Origin of the sequence: Apibacter adventoris (genome assembly GCF_002964965.1) — a bacterium.
GTDB classification, from domain to species: Bacteria; Bacteroidota; Bacteroidia; order Flavobacteriales; family Weeksellaceae; genus Apibacter; species Apibacter adventoris.
In genome coordinates this window covers 187,054-207,614 of record NZ_PSZN01000002.1, presented here as the reverse complement: position 1 = coordinate 207,614, position 20,561 = coordinate 187,054, and the positions used below count along the sequence as shown (strand labels likewise).

23 protein-coding genes are annotated in these 20,561 nt (G+C 28.9%); 20 read left to right on the top strand and 3 right to left on the bottom strand.

All coding sequences use genetic code 11. The annotated features are described in order from the left end of the window. Positions 1 to 305: 305 nt before the first annotated feature. A complete protein-coding gene (locus C4S76_RS01685) occupies positions 306 to 1,928 on the bottom strand; it encodes an ABC-F family ATP-binding cassette domain-containing protein (RefSeq protein ID WP_105192066.1) in 1,623 nt (540 codons plus the stop codon). Positions 1,929 to 1,972: 44 nt separating this feature from the next. Here C4S76_RS01685 and smpB point away from each other — a divergent pair, with 44 nt between their 5' ends. The 7 genes from smpB to C4S76_RS01650 all read left to right on the top strand — a co-directional run bounded on the left by smpB (position 1,973) and on the right by C4S76_RS01650 (position 7,843). Then, positions 1,973 to 2,431, top strand: coding sequence for an SsrA-binding protein SmpB (smpB, locus tag C4S76_RS01680; RefSeq protein ID WP_105192064.1), 459 nt, complete (start codon positions 1,973 to 1,975; stop codon positions 2,429 to 2,431). 60 nt (positions 2,432 to 2,491) lie between these two features. Beyond that, positions 2,492 to 4,012, top strand: coding sequence for an OmpA family protein (locus C4S76_RS01675; RefSeq protein ID WP_105192062.1), 1,521 nt, complete (start codon positions 2,492 to 2,494; stop codon positions 4,010 to 4,012). Positions 4,013 to 4,176: 164 nt separating this feature from the next. Beyond that, positions 4,177 to 4,923: a 3-deoxy-manno-octulosonate cytidylyltransferase gene (gene kdsB / locus C4S76_RS01670; protein WP_105192060.1), complete on the top strand. Its 747-nt coding sequence runs from the start codon at positions 4,177 to 4,179 to the stop codon at positions 4,921 to 4,923. Between the two features lie 4 nt (positions 4,924 to 4,927). Next, positions 4,928 to 5,488 carry a hypothetical protein gene (locus tag C4S76_RS01665; protein ID WP_146105658.1) on the top strand — a complete coding sequence of 187 codons (561 nt, stop codon included), beginning with the start codon at positions 4,928 to 4,930 and terminating at the stop codon, positions 5,486 to 5,488. A gap of 28 nt (positions 5,489 to 5,516) precedes the next feature. Further along, positions 5,517 to 6,590 carry an iron-containing alcohol dehydrogenase family protein gene (locus tag C4S76_RS01660; protein WP_105192056.1) on the top strand — a complete coding sequence of 358 codons (1,074 nt, stop codon included), beginning with the start codon at positions 5,517 to 5,519 and terminating at the stop codon, positions 6,588 to 6,590. A gap of 80 nt (positions 6,591 to 6,670) precedes the next feature. After that, positions 6,671 to 7,336: a LolA-like protein gene (locus C4S76_RS01655; protein WP_105192054.1), complete on the top strand. Its 666-nt coding sequence runs from the start codon at positions 6,671 to 6,673 to the stop codon at positions 7,334 to 7,336. Positions 7,337 to 7,339: 3 nt separating this feature from the next. Then, positions 7,340 to 7,843 (top strand): hypothetical protein, encoded by a 504-nt coding sequence (locus tag C4S76_RS01650; protein WP_105192052.1) that lies wholly within the window; start codon positions 7,340 to 7,342, stop codon positions 7,841 to 7,843. Positions 7,844 to 7,892: 49 nt separating this feature from the next. On the opposite strand, the gene C4S76_RS01645 is transcribed toward C4S76_RS01650, so the two are convergent. Beyond that, positions 7,893 to 8,354 (bottom strand): hypothetical protein, encoded by a 462-nt coding sequence (locus tag C4S76_RS01645; protein ID WP_105192050.1) that lies wholly within the window; start codon positions 8,352 to 8,354, stop codon positions 7,893 to 7,895. Positions 8,355 to 8,528: 174 nt separating this feature from the next. On the opposite strand from C4S76_RS01645, the gene C4S76_RS01640 reads away from it, so the two are divergent. The 10 genes from C4S76_RS01640 to mnmA all read left to right on the top strand — a co-directional run bounded on the left by C4S76_RS01640 (position 8,529) and on the right by mnmA (position 17,863). After that, positions 8,529 to 9,989, top strand: a complete 1,461-nt coding sequence (locus C4S76_RS01640; protein ID WP_105192048.1) for an SLC13 family permease — start codon at positions 8,529 to 8,531, stop codon at positions 9,987 to 9,989. Between the two features lie 118 nt (positions 9,990 to 10,107). Continuing rightward, on the top strand, positions 10,108 to 11,541 hold the full coding sequence (gene miaB, locus C4S76_RS01635) for a tRNA (N6-isopentenyl adenosine(37)-C2)-methylthiotransferase MiaB (protein WP_105192046.1): 1,434 nt from the start codon (positions 10,108 to 10,110) through the stop codon (positions 11,539 to 11,541). 2 nt (positions 11,542 to 11,543) lie between these two features. Further along, entirely contained in the window at positions 11,544 to 12,809 is a 1,266-nt protein-coding gene (locus C4S76_RS01630; protein WP_105192044.1) for a sigma-54 interaction domain-containing protein, read from the top strand. After that, positions 12,799 to 13,305, top strand: coding sequence for an LptE family protein (locus tag C4S76_RS01625; protein WP_181044023.1), 507 nt, complete (start codon positions 12,799 to 12,801; stop codon positions 13,303 to 13,305). The genes C4S76_RS01630 and C4S76_RS01625 overlap by 11 nt, the downstream gene beginning before the upstream one ends. Then, entirely contained in the window at positions 13,306 to 14,466 is a 1,161-nt protein-coding gene (locus tag C4S76_RS01620; RefSeq protein WP_105192040.1) for a hypothetical protein, read from the top strand. 21 nt (positions 14,467 to 14,487) lie between these two features. Continuing rightward, on the top strand, positions 14,488 to 14,808 hold the full coding sequence (gene secG / locus C4S76_RS01615; protein ID WP_105192038.1) for a preprotein translocase subunit SecG: 321 nt from the start codon (positions 14,488 to 14,490) through the stop codon (positions 14,806 to 14,808). 78 nt (positions 14,809 to 14,886) lie between these two features. Then, a complete protein-coding gene (gene nusB / locus C4S76_RS01610; protein WP_105192036.1) occupies positions 14,887 to 15,792 on the top strand; it encodes a transcription antitermination factor NusB in 906 nt (301 codons plus the stop codon). A gap of 13 nt (positions 15,793 to 15,805) precedes the next feature. Next, complete coding sequence (locus C4S76_RS01605) at positions 15,806 to 16,264, top strand: DUF1573 domain-containing protein (protein ID WP_245915768.1); 459 nt, start codon at positions 15,806 to 15,808, stop codon at positions 16,262 to 16,264. A 14-nt stretch (positions 16,265 to 16,278) separates the two neighbouring features. Further along, positions 16,279 to 16,599 (top strand): preprotein translocase subunit YajC, encoded by a 321-nt coding sequence (yajC, locus tag C4S76_RS01600; RefSeq protein ID WP_105192032.1) that lies wholly within the window; start codon positions 16,279 to 16,281, stop codon positions 16,597 to 16,599. A gap of 73 nt (positions 16,600 to 16,672) precedes the next feature. Further along, positions 16,673 to 17,863, top strand: coding sequence for a tRNA 2-thiouridine(34) synthase MnmA (gene mnmA / locus C4S76_RS01595; RefSeq protein WP_105192030.1), 1,191 nt, complete (start codon positions 16,673 to 16,675; stop codon positions 17,861 to 17,863). A 4-nt stretch (positions 17,864 to 17,867) separates the two neighbouring features. On the opposite strand, the gene recO is transcribed toward mnmA, so the two are convergent. After that, positions 17,868 to 18,578, bottom strand: coding sequence for a DNA repair protein RecO (gene recO / locus C4S76_RS01590; protein ID WP_105192028.1), 711 nt, complete (start codon positions 18,576 to 18,578; stop codon positions 17,868 to 17,870). A 170-nt stretch (positions 18,579 to 18,748) separates the two neighbouring features. On the opposite strand from recO, the gene rplM reads away from it, so the two are divergent. The 3 genes from rplM (at position 18,749) to rpsB (ending at position 20,557) form a co-directional block, all read left to right on the top strand. Beyond that, positions 18,749 to 19,204 carry a 50S ribosomal protein L13 gene (gene rplM / locus C4S76_RS01585; protein ID WP_105192026.1) on the top strand — a complete coding sequence of 152 codons (456 nt, stop codon included), beginning with the start codon at positions 18,749 to 18,751 and terminating at the stop codon, positions 19,202 to 19,204. A gap of 13 nt (positions 19,205 to 19,217) precedes the next feature. Further along, complete coding sequence (gene rpsI / locus C4S76_RS01580; protein WP_105192024.1) at positions 19,218 to 19,604, top strand: 30S ribosomal protein S9; 387 nt, start codon at positions 19,218 to 19,220, stop codon at positions 19,602 to 19,604. Between the two features lie 152 nt (positions 19,605 to 19,756). Beyond that, positions 19,757 to 20,557, top strand: a complete 801-nt coding sequence (gene rpsB / locus C4S76_RS01575; RefSeq protein ID WP_105192022.1) for a 30S ribosomal protein S2 — start codon at positions 19,757 to 19,759, stop codon at positions 20,555 to 20,557. Positions 20,558 to 20,561 lie beyond the last annotated feature (4 nt).

Genomic DNA, 20,561 nt, shown 5'->3' with positions numbered 1-20,561 from the left:
TGTATCGCTACTAAAATAGTATGTACACTTAATTATATGGAATAATAAAATAAAAAAGATGTTTAAATAACTTTAAACATCTTTTTTAACTAAGTATAAATTAATGTATGTATGATTATAAAATCTTAAAGAACAAATTGTTATTTTATTAAGTTAAATAACATATATAATATGCCAAATAATATGCCAAATATTGAAACATAATTAAATTTTAAATAATATTTTTTTAAATTATTTGTACACATTAATAAAAAAAGAGTAATTTAAAACTACTCTTTTTTTTCATGTAAATTTTTTTATAAAAATTAATTATAATATTGATTTTTAAGTTCCTTAACCTTGGGGTCATTAAGATATTCATCATAGGTCATATATCTGTCAATAATTCCTTTAGGCGTTAATTCTATAATACGGTTACAAACTGTGGAAAGTAGTTCGTGGTCATGAGAAGCAAGTAAAATAGTACCCTTAAAATTATCCAAAGAATTATTTAAAGCAGTAATGCTTTCAAGATCCAGATGATTAGTTGGTTCATCAAGTAATAATACATTAGCTTTAAATAACATCATTCTAGAAAACATACATCGCATTTTTTCTCCTCCGGAAAGGACTTTACAAGATTTTAAAGCTTCATCTCCACTAAATAACATTTTACCTAAAAAACCCCTTATATACTCTTCATGTCTTTCCTCATCTGTATTTACATACTGCCTAAGCCAATCTACTAAATTATCATCCGACTGGAAATATTTAGTATTATCTAAAGGTAAATAACTTTGTTTAGTAGTAACCCCCCAATTGAAAGAGCCTTTATCGGGTTCTGATTCCCCAGCTAATATCTGGAAAAATTCCGTAATAGCTAAAGAGTTTTTAGAAAGAATAGCAACCTTATCTCCTTTTTTTAAATTTAAATGAATATTACTGAATAATAATTCCCCATCTTTAGTTTTCTCAAGATCCTTTACGTCCAAAATTTGATCTCCCGCTTCTCTTTCCTGTTCAAAAATAAGAGCAGGGTATCTTCTTGAAGAAGGTTTAATTTCTTCAATATTCAGTTTTTCGATCATTTTTTTACGAGCAGTAGCTTGTTTAGCTTTTGCAACATTGGAACTGAATCGAGCAATAAAATCCTGAAGCTCTTTTTTCTTCTCTTCCGCTTTTTTATTTTGTTGAGACCTTTGTCTTGCTGCAAGTTGGCTGGCTTGATACCAAAACGTGTAATTCCCGGTATATAAATTTAATTTACTGAAATCTAAGTCACAAGTATGTGTGCAAACTGCATCTAAAAAGTGACGGTCATGAGAGACAACAATAACAGTATTTTCATAATCAGCAAGAAAATCTTCCAACCAGGAAATTGTTTCAATATCTAAATCATTAGTTGGCTCATCTAGGATTAATACATCAGGATTGCCGAATAGAGCTTGAGCTAGTAATACCCTAACTTTATCTGCATTTTCTAATTCTGACATTAATTTATAATGTATATCTTCTTTAATCCCTAAATTTGATAATAGGGTAGAAGCATCTGCTTCTGCATTCCAACCGCCCATTTCTTCATAAATTGCACCTAGCTCTCCGGCTTTTACCCCGTCATCATCAGAAAAATCAGGTTTTGCGTATAGGGCATCCATTTCCTCTTTAATCTTAAAAAGCTTTTGATTTCCCCTCATTACAGTTTCCAAAACAGGATAAGAATCATATGCAAAGTGATTTTGCTCAAGAACAGACATCCGTTTGTCGGTTTCCAAACTTACATGACCGGTAGTAGGGTCAATATCTCCGGATAATATTTTTAGAAAAGTAGATTTTCCGGCTCCATTAGCCCCGATAATCCCATAACAATTTCCTTTTGTAAATTTAATATTTACCTCATCAAAGAGAATTCTTTTTCCAAATTGTAAAGATAAATTTGATACTGTAAGCATATACTTAATAAATTTGCACAAAAGTAATAAGAAAATGTCTGAATATGAAATTTCAAAATAAAGTTAATATATTGAATAGGAAAGCCCGGTTTAATTATGAATTGCTGGATAAATATGAAGCAGGCCTGGTTTTATATGGTACAGAAATAAAATCTATTAGAGAGGGTAAAGCAAGCATATCAGAAAGTTTTTGTCAGTTTATAAATGAAGAGTTATATGTAATTAATATGACAGTAGAGGAATATTTTTTTGGTACAAGGTATAATCATCCAATAAAAAGGGAACGAAAATTGCTATTACAAAAAAAAGAAATTAACAAAATATTAAGAAAAACCAAAGAAACTGGTTTGACAATAGTTCCAACCAGATTATATATTAATGAAAAAGGATGGGCTAAAATACAAATATATATAGCAAGAGGTAAAAAATTATTTGATAAAAGGGAAAGTATAAAACAAAGAGAAACTAAAAGAAATATTGATAGATTGGTAAAGAAATATTGATTTTTTTTTGTATGTTAGCCAAGAAAAGCTTTACTTTGCATTTAAAATTAGATTTTATATATGAAAAAGTTCAATTTGTTAGTTACAGCTGTAGCCACCATGTTTGCTACTGCTGTATTTGCGCAAAACACTAGCGAAAAGTGGTATATTGGGATAGGAGCTCATGCTACTGACCATACTTCTGTTCGTGGTGCGTTTGATGGGTTTTTTGATACTGATGACTATAGCATAGTACCTCCATTATCAAAATTAACTGTAGCAAGAAGTATAGGTAAGAATTTAGCTGTAGATTTACAAGCTTCTATTGGAGAAATTGATAACAAAAGATTAAAAGTTAAAGATGAATTTTTCCTATTAGCAGGTTTAGGGGTAAGATACTCCCCTTTGAGTGAATCCAAATCTTTAAAATGGCTTGATCCCTATGTGAGAGTAGGTGCTAACTACCATAGATATGATTATGACGGGATAGAAATAGATGGTAAAAACGGAAAACATTATACTGCTTATGATGATGATTATAAAGAAGATAAAAATTATGAGTTAGGTGGTAAATTTTCTGGTAAAAATGATATGTTTGTACTTAACGGAGGTGTAGGTATAAATTTTTGGATTACTAAAAATTTCGGTTTAAATATAGAGTCTCAATATAATTGGGTAACCAATCAAAAAACAGATTATTCAGACTTTTTCCAACATTCAGCCTCTATTATCTTTAAATTTGGTAACAATGATAGAGATAAAGACGGAATCCCAGACAAAGAAGACAGATGTCCAGATATTCCAGGGTTACCTGAATTTCAAGGTTGTCCTGATACAGACGGAGATGGTATCCCAGATCCAGATGATGCATGTCCAAATGAACCAGGACCAAAAGAAAACAACGGATGTCCTTGGCCAGATACTGACGGAGACGGAGTGTTAGATAAAGATGATGCTTGTCCAACAGTTCCAGGACCAAAAGAAAACAACGGATGTCCTTGGCCAGATACTGACGGAGACGGAGTGTTAGATAAAGATGATGCTTGTCCAACAGTTCCAGGACCAAAAGAAAACAACGGATGTCCTTGGACTACAAAAGATGTATCTTATAAAATTAAAAATATTTTATTCGAGTTCAATAGCGCTAAATTAACAAAAGAATCTTTACCAATGATTGCAGATGCTGCTCATTTATTAAAAGATAAAGGATTTGACGGTAAAAAATTCTATGTAGATGGACATACTGATAGAGTTGGATCTGTAGCTGTGAATAATAAAATTTCAAAAGAAAGAGCCCAAGCTGTAGTTAATGAATTAGTGAAAGAAGGTATATCTAAAGATAGATTAGAAGCTAGAGGTTTTGGTAAATCTGAGTTATTATGTAAAGAACATGATATTAAAGTAGCTAAAGATAAAAATGGTAACATTTTATATCCAACACAAGAAGTTTGTGATAAAGAAAATAGACGTGTGGTAATTTTAGATCAAAATGAAGCTAGAGTAGTTAAAACAGTAAAAGTAATTGATAAAACTAAAAAAGCTCCAGCTCCAAAATCTAAAGCTCATACATCAAAATCTAAAGCTCCAGCTCATAAAAAATAAATAAATTATAAATTATAATTATAAACGAAAGCCACTCTACAGCAGAGTGGCTTTTTTTTATCCATAAATTGTCAAAAACTAATTCTTTATCGAAAAATTTATTTTTATGGAAACCTTTATACTACCTATTTTAATTAAATTTGCAACATAATAATTATATATAAGTGAAAATTATTGCAGTTATCCCGGCACGTTATGCAGCCTCTAGATTTCCCGCTAAGTTAATGGGAATGTTAGGAGAAAAAACCGTTATCAGATCTACGTATGAAAATGCTAAAGACACCCATCTATTTGATGATGTATTTGTAGTTACAGATTCTGAAATTATACATAATGAAATTACTAGAAATGGTGGAAAAGCTTTAATGAGTAGTAAAGAACATGAAACCGGAAGTGATAGAATAGCTGAAGCTGTAAAGAATATAGAATGTGATATAATTGTAAATATACAAGGAGATGAACCTTTTGTAGATAAAAAACCTTTAGAACGAATTATCAAAGCATTTAAACAAGATATAAAACATGAAATAGATGTTGCAACTCTTATACGCAAATTAACGGATTGGAACCTTATTAAAGATACAAATTATGTTAAAGTAGTAAAAGACATAAATGATTATGCTTTATATTTTTCAAGATCAGTAGTTCCATATCCTAGAGAAAAAAAATTTCAAGCAGAGTATTTTGAACATGTAGGAGTATATGCATTTAGAAAACAGTCTTTATTAAAGTTTGCAGAACTTTCTATGTTACAAAATGAAAAAGCAGAAAAAATAGAGTGTATACGGTATTTAGAATATGGAATGAAAATAAAAGTAATAGAAACAGATTTTGTGGGTGTAGAAATTGATACTCCGGAAGATTTGGAAAAAGCTAATAGAATATTAGCTCAAATGAATGACAAAAACTAAATCAGTGAAAAAATTAGTATTTTTATTCACAATATTGGGTATTGGCATTGTTTTTTCACAAAAAAAACAAGAAATAAAAAGTCCGGCTGAAGGAAAATCCTTAGTATATATTATAAGAGAAAAAGAAGCTTTTTTATTGAATTTTAGACTCTATGATAAAGATAAATATTTAGGAGCTATAGGCTGTAACCAATATATAGTATATGAATGCGATCCTGGTGAGCATCTGTTTTGGGCAGTTTCAGAAAATAGATCTTTTGTTAAAGCTGATTTAAAAGCAGATAAGGCTTATGTCCTAATAATAGAAGTAAAAGCGGGAGTGTTTATAGCTCATGTAAAATTAGTTCCATTAGACCCGAGAAGTAATAATAGTAAAAAATATAAAAGAAAATTCTATAGAGCTATAAAAAATGATATTCCTATAGTTTATACAAAAGAGAATGTAGATGTTGATAAATCAGTAAATATAAAACAAGGTTTAAAAAGATATGAAGAAATTAAAGATACTAAATCAGTTAAACAATTGTCTCAAGATATGTATATAGAAAATGCAGATAAACCTTAATAGAATAAGATATTAAAAAAATTAAAATATGAAATTTAGAAATTTTCCAATGGTCCCAAGAGTAATTTATGGACGTGGAAGCTTTGAGCAAACCTCAGAAATTATAGAAGAAAAAAGGAACAAAGAATATCCTTTTATCTTTTTGTTGGATAAAGTTTTTGAAGGAAAAGAATTATCTAAACGAGTTCCATTAAAAGGGAAAGATAAAATTATATATCTGGATACTACAGATGAACCTAAAACTAAGGGAATTGATGCTATTAGAGATTCTTTAAAAGATGAATTTGGAACCGTATCTGGAATTATTGGTATAGGTGGAGGGAGTGTCATGGATTCAGCAAAAGCTGTAGCTTTAATGATGACAACAGAGGGATCTTCAGCACAATATCAAGGTTGGGATTTAATTAAAGTACCAGGGGTATACCATGTAGGTATACCAACTATAAGTGGAACTGGAGCAGAAGTATCCAGAACTTGTATATTAACTGGTCCTGAAAGAAAATTAGGAATTAATTCAGATTATACACCGTTCGATCAGGTTATTTTAGATCCTGCCCTAGTAAAGGGAGTTGAAAAAAATCAAGCATTTTTTACTGGAATGGATTGTTATATACATTGTATAGAATCTCTAACAGGAACCTATCTCAATGCTTTCAGTAAAAGCTATGGAGAAAAGGCATTGGAGCTTTGTCAAAAAATTTATGTAAAGAAACCTGTATGGGATGATGAATCTGATGAAGATTTAATGATGGCTTCTTGGCATGGAGGAATGAGTATAGCTTATTCTCAGGTAGGAATAGCTCACGCCGTTAGCTATGGGTTATCTTATTTGTTAGGAACACATCATGGAGTGGGAAATTGTATTGTATTCGATAAATTAGAAGAATATTATCCTGAGGGCGTAAAAGAGTTTAAATATATGGTTGAGAAAAACCAGATTGAGATTCCTCAGGGAATATGTAAAGGTCTTACTGACGAACAATTTAACATTATGATCAATGTTTCGTATGGTATGGTACCCCTTTGGGAAAATGCATTGGGGAAAGATTGGCAGAAAATAATGACAAAAGATAAATTAAGAGCCCTTTACGAAGAAATGTAAAATAATATTATATGATAAGAAAATTCCAGATTTACATTTTAAAATCTGGAATTTTTATATTTTAATATAAAAAAATCATTATGAGAACACAATTATTATTCGTATTTTTATTCATATTTATAATATTTAGTAACTCCCAAACTGCAGATCAAATTATAAAAAAACATTTAGAAATAACAGGTGGAATAAATAAATGGAAAGATTTTAACTCAGTAGTATTAAAAGGTGAAATGGTTTTAGGATTAAAAGAAGCTTACCCTATTGAGATTTATCAAAAAAGACCTAACTGGAATAAGACTATTATGATTACAAATGGAAAGAAAATGCTACTTAATGGATATAATGGTAAGAAGGCAGTAAAATATAACTTTCATTCCAATAAATTAGAAAATGATTTTAGTTATGTTCCCGAGGCTTTTGATTCAGATTTATTAGATTATTTAAATAAAGGATTTCAAGCAGTATTAATAGGAACAGAAAAAATAAACGGAACAAACTGTTATAAGGTGAAACTTATTAAAAATACAAATGTGACTACCTATTGTTTTGATGTGAAAAGTTATCAGTTAATAAGAGAAATAAATACAGAAGAAACTAAAACATATTCAAATTTTAGAAAATCTTCCACATTAACCTTCCCTTATAAAATAGAAATTAAAAGTATAGATAACCAATCAGATTTTGTTTTGATATTTAAAACTATAGAAGTAAATAAATTGATATCTTCAAAAGAATTTAATTTTTAATAGATGATTAAATATATTAAAATAAAATGGACTATAGTTTTTTTATTTCTATACGTATTTAATTTTGGTCAGTCCCAAAAAGAATATAAACTCATTTCAAAACATGACAAATCAGACTTTAGATATAAATTATTTAAAAAATTTAAACATTCTATATATTCAAAAGAAATAAGAAAAGCATTTACCCCTAAAAAAGGGAAGTATGATGTATATTTTTTTATATCTGAAGAATTAGGAAACTCATATGACGGAACTCAGAAATTATTTCATGATTATCTTATATTAAAAACCGAACCTAAAAAAAAAATTATTAAAGATGCTTTTCAATATACTATAGAGTGGACAGATGATCCTTCATTAGATTTATATAGATTAACAGAAAATACAATTCATTTAAAAAATCATTTGAATTTAGATTTATTAAAAATGAAAAGCCAAGCTCCTTATGCATGGATTAAAAATGAAAACCCACATTTATTAGACGGAGGTCAGCTAATAATTGAATAATATAAAATAATAAAATCACATATATTATTAAATACTAAAAGGTAGCAGATTATAAATATATCTTAGCCCAACTCTTATAAAGAGGTTGCTTAAATTTTTCATTAAATTCTTCAGAAGAGCTTACAGATAAATTATATACCCAAGTATCTGGAGACAATAAGCCAGCTTTTACTTTTTCTTTAAAATCTTTTAGAGCAATTGTTTCAATATCTTTATTATTTTCTTTATAACTTATCCATAAACGATTAAGCAGTTCAAGGTGATATTGAGCATCAATTTCCCTAATACATTGATTTAAACTATCTATAGAACATCCGCTAGCTTTGGTTTGAGCTTCATCCACACTGATTATAAGAAATTTATGATCTAAAATATTTATTTCAGATTTAAGTTCAGCACCATGTGCAGCCCAAGATTTTAAAAAATAATGTATCTTTTCTAAAATTTCTTCTTCTTCTTTTACAGTAATAGTTCTTTTAGATTGAAAAACCCAAAGTTTATTATTATTCATTTATATTTCTATGTTAGTTATAATAAAATAAATCTAACTACAAATATAGGTAATAATAAATTATTAATGAATGATAATAATTAGCACGCCATAATTTGAGTAATAATCTTAATAATTGTACTTTTACGTAATTAATTTGAGATAGAAAACGGATTTTGACTTTAATAAATAAATATGGACCTAAAAAAAATAAATTCAGATATACGCCTTTATAGTAATTTATTAATAGAAAAATCTTTAGATGTATGGAATATTAAGACAAAAGTAGGGTTATTTTTTTTCTCTATGGGTATATCTATACTTGCTACATATCTTTTGTCTCCGGATGTATTTACAAAAGCTCAGCAATATACCATGTTTATATTAATATTTTCCATATGCCTATGGGTTACAGAAGCTATTCCACCTTTTGCCGTAGGTATCATGATTACAGGTTTTTTAATATATACGATGGGCAATATTGAAGGATCGACTATAGACCCCAAAACTATATCAAACACCTGGTCAGATAGTGTTATATGGATTTTTTTAGGTGGATTTTTTCTTAGTGAGGGCATGCGTAAAACTAATTTAGATATTTCACTGTTTCGAGGAACTATCTCAATTTTTGGATCCCGACCTAAATATGTACTTTTAGGTATTATGTTAGTGACTTCTTGTTTGTCTCTTATTATTTCTAACACCGCTACATCCGCTATGATTTTAGCTGCTGTAATGCCTTTTTTAAAAAAAGAAGGAAAAGATTCTCCTATGTCACAAGCTATATTAATAAGTATTCCTGCATCTGCAACATTTGCAGGCATGGGAAGTCTCATTTCATCTCCTCCTAACCTAATTGTAGTAGATACACTTAAATCTGCCGGAATAGATGTGTCATTTTTCGATTGGTTAATACTAGGAATGCCTATAGCTGTAGTTTTACTTTTATTATTTTGGTTTATACTTAAACAAAAATACACTTCCAAAATAGATAAGATAGATCTTAATTTTTTAGATGAACAACCTAAATTATCTTCCAAAATAAAACTACAAAGACTTTTTGTAGTGATTATTCTAATTATAACTGTAATTTTTTGGATGATGGGGACCAAACTAAATATACCTACTGCTGCAACTTCAGGAATTCCTATCATGTTTCTTCCTATGTTGGGAATTATTACGGCAGAAGATATACGTAAACTTCCTTGGGATACTCTAATGTTAGTTGCAGGAGGGTTGTCTTTAGGTATAGCTATAAAAGAATTATTGGCCCCCTACTATTCACAAATATTAGGAAACATACAATTTAATGAATATTTGATAATGATAATTTTTGCTATCATTACGGTCATATTTTCCAATATTATGAGCAGTACAGCAACCGCAACCATAGTTATAAATATAGCGGCGGTAGTACTACCACCAGAACAAATATTACCAGTTGGATTAGTTATTGGATTAAGTTCATCTTGTGGCTTATTTCTGCCCGTATCAACTCCTCCTAATGCAATTGTTTACAGTACCGGAATGTTAAAACAGTCCGATTTTTATTTAGCAGGATTTTTTGGGGCTATTGTAGGAACAATTGCAATAATTACTTGGGTACTGTTTTTGCAGTATTTTACTCCATATTTTGGAATGGTATTAGGGCAATAATTTCATAGTATTAAAAAAACATAACAAAATAACTGCCAAGTTGACATATTAATTTCTATCTTTGCATATTGTTTGTAAAATATATAGAATAACTCTAAATATTAGAGATATTAATTATATGGAAAAAAAAATTATAGAAAGTCGTCAGGGAGAGGTATTAGTTAAGCAAAGTAATGTCAAAAATTCAAAAAAACTATTTTTAGAAAGTTATGGTTGTCAAATGAATTTTTCTGATAGTGAAATTGTTGCGTCTATATTAAATGAAGAAGGATATAATACTACTAATGAACTAGATGAGGCAGATCTTATATTATTAAATACATGTTCTATTCGGGAAAAAGCAGAACAAACTATAAGAAAAAGGCTTTCACAATTTAATACACTTAAAAAGAATAAACCCAAACTAACTGTTGGTGTATTGGGGTGCATGGCAGAAAGATTGAAAACAAAATTTCTTGAAGAAGAACATTTAGTTGACTTAGTGGTAGGGCCAGATGCTTACAGGGATTTACCCAATCTTCTTAAAGATATGGAAGAAGATGGAAGAAATGCAATAAATGTAATTCTATCGAAAGAAGAAACTTATGCAGACATTAATCCGGTTCGGTTAGGCGGAAATGGAGTAACTGCATTCGTTTCCATTACCCGTGGGTGTGATAATATGTGTACATTTTGTGTAGTACCATTTACAAGAGGACGAGAAAGAAGTAGAGATCCCTATTCGATTATTAAAGAATGTAGGGAATTGGTAGAAAATAATTATAAAGAAATTACACTTTTAGGTCAAAATATAGATAGTTATTTATGGTATGGTGGAGGACCTAAAAAAGACTTTGCCAAAGCTACAGAATTACAAAAAGCAACCGCCATTAATTTTGCACAATTATTAGATATGGTTGCTACAGAATGTCCGGACATTCGAATTCGCTTTTCTACCTCCAATCCTCAAGATATGCATGAAGATGTCTTACATATGATGGCAAAACATAAAAATATATGTAAATATATTCACCTTCCGGTACAAAGTGGAAATACAAATGTTTTGAAAAGGATGAATAGACAACATACCCGTGAAGAATATTTATGCCTTATTGACAAAATTAGGCAAATAGTACCAGAATGTGCGATTTCTCATGATATGATTGTAGGTTTTTGTGGAGAAACAGAAGAAGAACATAAAGACACACTAAGTTTAATGGAATATGCTAAATATGATTTCGGGTATATGTTTGCCTATTCTGAGCGACCAGGAACTCCTGCACATAAAAAAATGGCCGATGATGTGCCTTTAGAAATAAAGAAACGGAGATTGACTGAAATTATCAACTTACAACAAAAATTATCATTAAATAGAATGAAATCTTATTTAAATAAAATACATGAGGTTTTGATAGAAGGAACTAGTAAAAAAAATAAAGAAGAATGGTATGGAAGAATATCACAAAATGCAGTCGTAGTTTTTCCTAAAACAAAAACTACAAAAGTAGGTGATTTTGTAAATGTCAAAGTAGAAGATTGTACATCAGCTACATTAATAGGTAAAATAGCATAACAATGGATGCATTACAAACCATAAAACAAAGATTTGGTATAATTGGAAATGATATATTACTTAATAGGGCTTTAGAAAAAGCCATACAAGTAGCTCCAACAGATATTTCTGTTTTAGTAATAGGAGAAAGTGGTGTAGGGAAAGAATTTATACCTAAAATTATACACAATCTATCTCCAAGAAAGCATAAACAATATATAGCAGTAAATTGTGGAGCTATACCTGAAGGAACCATAGATTCCGAACTTTTTGGACATGAAAAAGGGTCTTTTACAGGAGCAGATAAAGTAAGAAAAGGTTATTTTGAAGTAGCAGACGGAGGTACTATATTTTTAGATGAAGTAGGCGAATTACCTCTTCAAACACAAGTTCGTTTATTAAGAGTGTTAGAAAGTGGAGAATTTATGAAAGTAGGTTCTTCTAACTTACAAAAAACCAATGTAAGAATTGTTGCAGCAACTAACGTAAATTTATTAGATGCTATTAAAAAAGGAAATTTCAGAGAAGATTTATATTACAGATTAAATACAGTACAAATTGATATACCCGCATTAAGAGATAGAAAAGAAGATATACCTTTATTATTTAGAAAATTTGCGATTGATTTTTCTGAAAAATACCGAATGCCTTCCATACAACTATCGCAAGAAGCTATAAATTATATTCAAAATTATTACTGGCCTGGTAATATACGTCAGTTAAGAAATTTTACAGAACAAATTACAGTAGTAGAAACTCAAAGAGAGTTATCTTTAGAACAGGTTCAAGAATATTTAAAAGCTATACCTACTACTTCACTGATCAATGTCAAAGATAAAAGTGAAAATCATTCAGATTTTTCTACAGAAAGAGAAATACTATACAAATTTCTTTTTGATATGAAAAAAGATTTAAATGATTTAAAAGCGCTAACCTTAGACCTTATTAAAAATAAAGGAGAAACAGGTCTTACACCCAATGAAAAAGATTTATTTCAAAAAGTATATAAAGACTATGAATCCCCTAAGCCAGAAGGAGTACTATATTATGAGGAAAAACCTATTTTACCAAATGTTACTACAGTAAATAATTATCATGATGATGTTATAGAAGATTATGAAGATATATCTAGTCAGGCAGAATCTTTATCTTTACAGAAAAAAGAAGAAGAATTAATTAGAAAAGCACTTGAGAAATATAATGGAAAACGGAAATTGGCTGCCAAAGAATTAGGGATTTCAGAAAGAACTTTATACAGAAAAATAAAACAATTTAATCTTGAAGAATAAAATAATAAAAATAACGACATTTTTTTTTGTAACTATTTTTTTATTAGGATGTTATACCTTTACAGGGTCTTCATTAGACCCAAGCATAAAAACAGTTCAGATAAAATCTTTTCCTAATTTTTCGGCATATCAAAGTCCTAACTTAAGTGTAGATTTTACTACTGCATTACAAAATAGATTTAATCAACGAACAAAATTACAAGCAACAAACATTAACCCGGATATTACAATAGAAGGAGAAATTACTAATTTTGCTGAGTCTCCTGTTAGTATTCAAAGTGGATCAGATCAGGCTATTAATAATAGATTGACAATTACTGTAGCTGTAAGATATGAAAACAAATTACAACCTGATAAAAACTTTCAAAAATCATATTCAGATTATGAAGACTTTGCAAGTTCTGAACTTCTAATAAATGTTCAGGATGCTTTAACACAAAAAATAAATCAAAGAATAATAGATCAAATATTTAATGACATTGTAGCCGATTGGTAGATGAGTGAAAGCAGAATTATACAATTAATTAATTCACCTGAATTGTTGGGATTTTCAGATGAAACTTATATTGCAAGAGAATTAGAAAAATACCCTTTTGTGCAATCATTTCATTATCTTTATTTAAAATGGAAGTTAAGTTTTACGAAAGAAGATTGTACAGATAGTATAGAAAAGTTATCGATATATTCTACTCATAGAGAATTAATAAAAGAAATAGTTGATCATACAGAAAAAAAAGTATTAAAGTTTGCAGATCATACTGATAAAGAAGATTGGGCTCAGGAAAATAATTTAGAATCTACTACATTAGAAGAAAATTCGAAAAAAGAGATAGAAAATAAAATTTCAGAAGAAGAAAATAAAGTAACAACCGATGAAATGAAAACAGAATCAGCCGAAAATAAATTTACTGATTTAGAAAACAACCATGATAAAAATTTAATAAATAATTTTGAAGAAGAAAATTATATAAAATTAGCACAAGAAGAAAAGAATAAAAAAGGACAAATTAATATCAATAAATTAGGATTATCTTATTTATTTACACCAGAAGATGATGATACAAAGTATGATCAAAGCCTTAAGGAAATAAAAAATGTTTCTGATATTAAAAAAGAAGATTTACAAATAGAAAGTGAATTTATAGATTTAGATACATCAGAAAGTTCAGATATGTCTAAAAATCATGTATCTACAGAGTTAGGCAACCAATATATTCAAGAAGACGATAAGGGCAAAGAAGAAAAAGAACAACATAAAAGCTCAATTATAAATATAACAACCTCTGGAGAAAAATTAACATTTAATCAATGGTTGTCGTTTTCAAAACATTCTCTAGACAATAAAGATGATAAAAAGACAGATACAGATACATCAAATAAAAAAAATCAAAAAAATGTCATAGAGAAATTTATAGAAAACAACCCTAAAATAACTCCTCCCAAAAAAGGAGGAAAAAGTAAACAAGAATTTGATTTTAAAAAAGAAGAGATAAAAGATATTGCGAATTTGATGACAATAACATTGGCTCAATTATATGTAGAACAAGGCAGATATGATACAGCAATTACAGCATATAAAATATTAAGTTTGAAATATCCAGAAAAAAGTAGTTATTTTGCATTGGAAATTAAAAAAATTAAGAAATTAAAAAACTGAAAATAAAAAAGAAATAAAAATATGACAACAGTTTATGGTATAATAATGATATTTATAATTATAGCCTGTATTTTACTAGTTTTAGTTGTGTTATCACAAAATCCTAAAGGAGGAGGATTAAGTTCAACTTTTGGCGGAAGTGGAACCCAAATGTTTGGTGTTCAGAAAACTAATGATTTTATGGATAAAGCAACCTGGTCGTTGGGAGGGATTATTGTAGTTCTATCAATTTTTGCAGCAGTGTTGATAGCAAAACCATCAGTATATAATTCTAAAGACCAACAAGTTCCACAGTCCAGTCATTCGCAACAACCAGTTAATCCGGCTAATAACGGAAAATAATATACATTATACATTGAAAATAATATAATTGACACTAAAAAAAATAATAACTTAAAGCTCTTAAAAAAAATCATTGTTGTGTTAGGAAGAAGGCAGATTAGAGAAAAGATTCTACAAGCTATCTATGCATATAACATAGGAGGGAATAGTATAGAATATGTAGAAAAGAAGATGTTTCAGTCAATAGAAGAGATTTATGATTTATATGTTTATGAATTAAACTTATTATTGGCAGTTAAAGAATATGCATTAGAAATAATTGAAAGGAAAAAACAAAAAAGATTTGCAACAGAAGAAGAAAAAAATCCGAATTTAAAATTTGTTCAAAACAGAATATTCCAATTATTAGAGGAAAATAAAGCAAGAAAAGAATATTCTGCTAAACATTTAGAATTATCATGGCATTTAAACAATAACTATCCGGCTATGATTTTTAAAAAGTTTCTGACATCCAGAAGCTATTTTGAATATATGGAAAACCCAACTTCTGATTTCGAGGCAGATAAAAAAATTATTTTAAAATTGTTTTTAAAATATATTGCAGATAATGATATAATGTATGAATGGTTTGAAGAATTAAAACTATCATGGGCAGATGATATGCATATTGCAAATAATATGGTCCTGAAGACTTTAAAATCAATAGAAGAAGGAAAACCATTTAAAACACTTATTCAAGTTCTTAAATCCGAAGAAGACATAGACTTTGCAAAAAATTTATTTCGAGCAACCATTAAATACTATCCTGAAAGTTTAAATCTTATTGAAGAAAGGTCTAAAAACTGGGAGTTGGATAGAATTGCTGAAATTGATAAAATTATTTTATCGATGGGATTTACAGAACTTAATCATTTTCCACAAGTTCCGGCTAAAGTAGTTATTAATGAATGTATAGAATTAGCTAAAGTATATTCAAGTTCAAAAAGTAATGTATTCATAAATGGAATCTTAGATAAATATGCAAGAGATACCAATAAAGTGTAATATAGAAAAAATCATGAAACTAAATAATAAAAAAATATTTATCTTATTGACTGCGATTTTGACTTTAGGAAGTTGTACTAAACAGAAAGAATCGACCTCTCAAAATCAATTAAATGAGGAGAATCAGGAATTGAGAAGTAAAAATGATAAAACTCTTAAAATTATTGACGAATCAGAAATACAGTTTGATGAAGATAGCTATGATTTCAAAGAAATTAAGAAAGGAGAAACAGTAAGTCATGTTTTTCATTTTACCAATAAAGGAAAAAGGCCTTTAGTAATTTCAGAAGTAAGACCCTCTTGTGGATGTACAACTCCTAAATATACAAAAGAACCTGTGGCACCAGGGAAAAAAGGGTCTATAACCGTTACTTTTGATTCATCTAATTTCGAAGGAACTGTTTTAAAATCAATAACCGTATCAGGTAATTTTCATACAAAAGTAATTAAATTTCAAGCAAAAATTAATTAAACAAGAATCAATATATGTTAGCAATAGTTTTACAAGCAAAGCAAGGAATGGACTGGACGGCTTTTCTTCCGTTAATTTTATTATTTGTAGTTTTTTATTTCTTTTTTATTAGACCTCAGACAAAAAGGCAAAAAGAAGAAAAAAGCTTTCAGGAAAATATTAACAAAGGCACTCGAATAGTAACTACTTCAGGAATTCATGGTAAGGTGGCTGAAATTATGGAAGATGGAATAATTATTGAAACAATGGCGGGAAAAATAAAATTTGAAAAATCATCAATATCAAGAGAACTTTCTATAGCTCGCTATCCGGAAAATGCTCCCGCAAAAAAATAGAATAGAAATTTAAAATAATCATAGCATACTCTATTCTGTATAGAGTATGCTTTTAATTTTTAGTAATAAACGAATGAGAGTTGTAGTAGGTTTATCAGGAGGTGTAGATTCAAGTGTAGCAGCTTATTTGCTCCAAAAACAAGGTCATGAAGTAATCGGCTTATTTATGCGTAATTGGAATGATGCAGAATTTACGCTCGAAGAAGAATGTCCTTGGGTAGAAGATAGTAATGATGCACTCTTAATAGCTCAAAAATTGGATATTCCTTATCAAGTAATTGACTTATCAAATATTTATAAGGAGAAAATTGTGGATTATATGTTTAAAGAATATGAGCGAGGAAGAACTCCCAATCCAGATGTATTATGTAATAGAGAAATAAAATTTGACGTCTTTTTACAGACAGCTTTATCGTTGGGGGCAGACAAAGTTGCTACTGGTCATTATGCCAGAATAGATACTTTAGATTTGAAAGATAAAACCTATTATAAACTTTTAGCAGGAGTTGATAAAAATAAAGATCAATCCTATTTTTTATGTCAATTAAATCAATATCAATTATCCAAGGCATTATTTCCGATTGGTAATCTTACTAAGCCAGAAGTAAGAGAAATTGCGCGGGAAATAGGTTTAGTAACAGCAGATAAAAAAGATTCACAAGGCTTATGTTTTATAGGGAAAGTAAGTCTTCCTGATTTTTTACAACAACAATTGAAGTCCAAAAAAGGAGATATAATAGAAATTTCATCAGATAATCCAAAATATAAAGAAAAACAACTGTTTTCCGATTTTTTAAACAAAAAAGAAGAATTAAGTTATTTATCTACTCCGATTCAATACAGTAAACATGATGGAAAAAAAATAGCAGAACATATGGGGGCTCATTATTATACCATAGGTCAGCGAAAAGGCTTAGGTATAGGAGGCCATATAGAACCCTGTTTCGTGTTAGCTACTGATACTAATGAAAATATTATTTATGTGGGAGAAGGTAAATTACATCCAGGTTTATTCAGAAAAGTATTATCTATAAACAAAAAAGATATACACTGGATCAGAGAAGATTTAAAATTAGAATCAGGACAACATTTAGATGTAGATGTAAGAATAAGATATAGACAATCCTTACAGCATGCTACTTTATATCAGTTTGAAGAAAACTTATTCATAGAATTTAAAAAACCGCAATCAGCAATAACAAGCGGTCAATTTGCTACTTGGTATGTTGCAGATGAATTACTTGGGAGTGGTGTCATTGCTTAAAATATTATTCAAAAATTAATTTTAAAATATCCAAAGAAGTAGGTTTTTTAAAATTAGTTAAATGCATTTTATAATAGGTTAAAATTTCTTCTAACATTTGGGAACGTTGAGTCGAATTAAAACAATTTTTTTCATCATTAAAATCGTATTCTAGTAAAATATTCCATAAATGTGAATTATTTTCTTGATTTATACTTTTTCCTTTCAAAGAAAATATTCCATCATCTAAATTAAAATATGGTAATTTAGAATTTGTATTTAAAGGATAAAATCCCAGATATTTAGAAAGATTTATTAAGAAATAAAGATGGAAATCTGCAAAATTATTTTTACGATTATCCAAAGCAATGAGGTGGGTTTTTATAAACTGATATAGAGATAGATCCTTAACATGTTCATTACTAAGAATTTGATTTAAAATTTCACCAATAAAAGTAAGGATGGAAGATTTAATAAGATCAGTATGAATCTCTTTAAAAAAATAGCTAGGATTAATTTCTTTAACCAATTCTAAAGAATCATTTTTTTTAGGATAAAATATAATCTCAATTTCATTTAAAATAAATAGGAAATATTTTTTTCTATATTTTTTAAAAAAATAATTTTTTAAAATAAAACTTTTAAAACCGTATTCTTCTGTGTAACAACGAAGAATTAAAGAAGTATCCCCATATTTTATATAAGAAAGTAAAAAAGCCTTAGTATTTTGCATCATTCTGAATACAAAAATAAAATACTATTTTTGAAGTTAAAACAGAAGAAATAATTTTTAATTGAAAAACTTATTAACAAAAAATTCGCCAAGATATTTGGTAAGTCAAAAATGTTTTATAAATTTGCAACCCTGTTTAGATCAATTATTTTAAAAAAGGTAAAAAGATAAAAGTGAATACACTAAGTTACAAAACCGTATCAGCAAATAAAGAGACTGCAAACAAAGAGTGGTTACTTGTAGATGCAGAAGGACAGCGTTTAGGTCGTTTAGCTTCAAAATTAGCTAAGATTTTGCGCGGAAAACATAAAACAAATTTTACGCCTCATGCAGATTGTGGGGATAATGTAATTGTTATTAATGCAGAAAAGGTTGTTTTGTCTGGAAATAAAAATGAACAAAAAGAGTATATAAGATATACGGGATATCCTGGTGGACAAAGATTTTCAAGTGTTTCTGATGTTAAAGCTAAAGATCCTAAAAGATTATTGGAATTTGCGGTAAGAGGAATGCTTCCTAAAAATAAATTAGGAAGAAAAATCCTTAATAACCTATACCTTTATGAGGGAACAGAACATGAACAATCTGCTCAACAGCCAAAATCATTAGATATTAACACTTTCATTTAATTAATTAATCATAATGTCAGTTACACATAAAATAGGAAGAAGAAAGACCTCTATAGCGAGAGTTTATCTATCTGAAGGAAAAGGACAAGTTACCGTTAATGGTAGAGATTATAAAGAATATTTTCCAACAGAAATGTTACAATATAAAATAAACCAACCTTTTCAGCTAACACAAACTGTAGGGCAATATGATCTTAAAGTTAGTGTTTATGGAGGAGGAGTAACAGGGCAAGTAGAAGCTATTAGATTAGCAATTTCCAGAGCTTTGGTATCTATAAATGAAGAAAATAAAGCATTTTTAAAACCTGAAGGACTTTTAACAAGAGATCCAAGGATGGTGGAAAGAAAGAAATACGGTCAGAAAAAAGCACGTAAAAGATTTCAATTCTCTAAACGTTAATATTTTTTCACTGCAAAAAATTAACCACTATACAATAGTGGTTATTTTAATTAAAAAAATAAAGTAAATTTAAAATTGCCGTTTAGTTTAGCATCCAAACTCAATAATATTGATGTTGATTGCACAAACTGCGGAACGTAAACTAAAAAAATATGGCAAAAGTAAACGTCAAAGACCTTTTAAATGCGGGAGTGCATTTTGGTCACCTTACCAGAAAGTGGAATCCACATATGGCTCCATACATTTTCATGGAGAAAAATGGAATCCATATTATAGATTTGCATAAAACAGCTGTAAAATTAGATGAAGCTTCAAATGCATTAGGTAAAATTGCTACTTCAGGAAGAAAAATTCTTTTTGTAGCTACAAAAAAGCAAGCCAAAGATATTGTTGCAAAACATGCAGAATCTGTGAATATGCCATACATTACAGAAAGATGGCCAGGAGGTATGTTAACAAACTTTGTAACTATTCGAAAAGCAGTTAAAAAAATGAATTCCATCGATAGAATGAAAAAAGATGGAACATTTGAAACTTTATCTAAAAAAGAAAGATTACAAGTTGATCGTCAACGTGCCAAATTAGAGAAAAATTTAGGTTCTATTGCAGATATGACCCGTTTGCCATCTGCAATATTTGTTGTTGATATACTAAGAGAACATATAGCTGTAACAGAAGCTAAAAAATTAGGAATTCCTGTATTTGCAATTGTAGATACAAACTCAGATCCTCAATTAGTAGATTTTCCAATTCCTGGAAATGATGACGCTTCTAAATCCATTGATTTGATACTTGAAACTGTAACAAATTCTATAAAAGAAGGATTATCTGTAAGAAAAGCAGAGAAAGCAGAAAAATCTAAAAGTAAAGAAGAAGCCAATGACGATGATATTCTACTAGGAGAAGAAAATGAAGTAATAGTAGAAGAAAATGCTGAAGGAAACGAAGAATAAAAAT

What these genes read in the sequence shown, in the direction of transcription:
- C4S76_RS01640 (WP_105192048.1), top strand. Translation starts at nt 8,529, where the DNA reads ATGGACCTAAAAAAAATAAATTCAGATATACGCCTTTATAGTAATTTA.
- C4S76_RS01605 (WP_245915768.1), top strand. Translation starts at nt 15,806, where the DNA reads ATGAAACTAAATAATAAAAAAATATTTATCTTATTGACTGCGATTTTG.
- rpsB (WP_105192022.1), top strand. Translation starts at nt 19,757, where the DNA reads ATGGCAAAAGTAAACGTCAAAGACCTTTTAAATGCGGGAGTGCATTTT.
- yajC (WP_105192032.1), top strand. Translation starts at nt 16,279, where the DNA reads ATGTTAGCAATAGTTTTACAAGCAAAGCAAGGAATGGACTGGACGGCT.
- smpB (WP_105192064.1), top strand. Translation starts at nt 1,973, where the DNA reads ATGAAATTTCAAAATAAAGTTAATATATTGAATAGGAAAGCCCGGTTT.
- miaB (WP_105192046.1), top strand. Translation starts at nt 10,108, where the DNA reads ATGGAAAAAAAAATTATAGAAAGTCGTCAGGGAGAGGTATTAGTTAAG.
- C4S76_RS01685 (WP_105192066.1), bottom strand. Translation starts at nt 1,928, where the DNA reads ATGCTTACAGTATCAAATTTATCTTTACAATTTGGAAAAAGAATTCTC.
- C4S76_RS01620 (WP_105192040.1), top strand. Translation starts at nt 13,306, where the DNA reads ATGAGTGAAAGCAGAATTATACAATTAATTAATTCACCTGAATTGTTG.
- C4S76_RS01645 (WP_105192050.1), bottom strand. Translation starts at nt 8,354, where the DNA reads ATGAATAATAATAAACTTTGGGTTTTTCAATCTAAAAGAACTATTACT.
- C4S76_RS01660 (WP_105192056.1), top strand. Translation starts at nt 5,517, where the DNA reads ATGAAATTTAGAAATTTTCCAATGGTCCCAAGAGTAATTTATGGACGT.
- C4S76_RS01630 (WP_105192044.1), top strand. Translation starts at nt 11,544, where the DNA reads ATGGATGCATTACAAACCATAAAACAAAGATTTGGTATAATTGGAAAT.
- C4S76_RS01675 (WP_105192062.1), top strand. Translation starts at nt 2,492, where the DNA reads ATGAAAAAGTTCAATTTGTTAGTTACAGCTGTAGCCACCATGTTTGCT.
- secG (WP_105192038.1), top strand. Translation starts at nt 14,488, where the DNA reads ATGACAACAGTTTATGGTATAATAATGATATTTATAATTATAGCCTGT.
- recO (WP_105192028.1), bottom strand. Translation starts at nt 18,578, where the DNA reads ATGATGCAAAATACTAAGGCTTTTTTACTTTCTTATATAAAATATGGG.
- C4S76_RS01650 (WP_105192052.1), top strand. Translation starts at nt 7,340, where the DNA reads ATGATTAAATATATTAAAATAAAATGGACTATAGTTTTTTTATTTCTA.
- mnmA (WP_105192030.1), top strand. Translation starts at nt 16,673, where the DNA reads ATGAGAGTTGTAGTAGGTTTATCAGGAGGTGTAGATTCAAGTGTAGCA.
- C4S76_RS01655 (WP_105192054.1), top strand. Translation starts at nt 6,671, where the DNA reads ATGAGAACACAATTATTATTCGTATTTTTATTCATATTTATAATATTT.
- rpsI (WP_105192024.1), top strand. Translation starts at nt 19,218, where the DNA reads ATGTCAGTTACACATAAAATAGGAAGAAGAAAGACCTCTATAGCGAGA.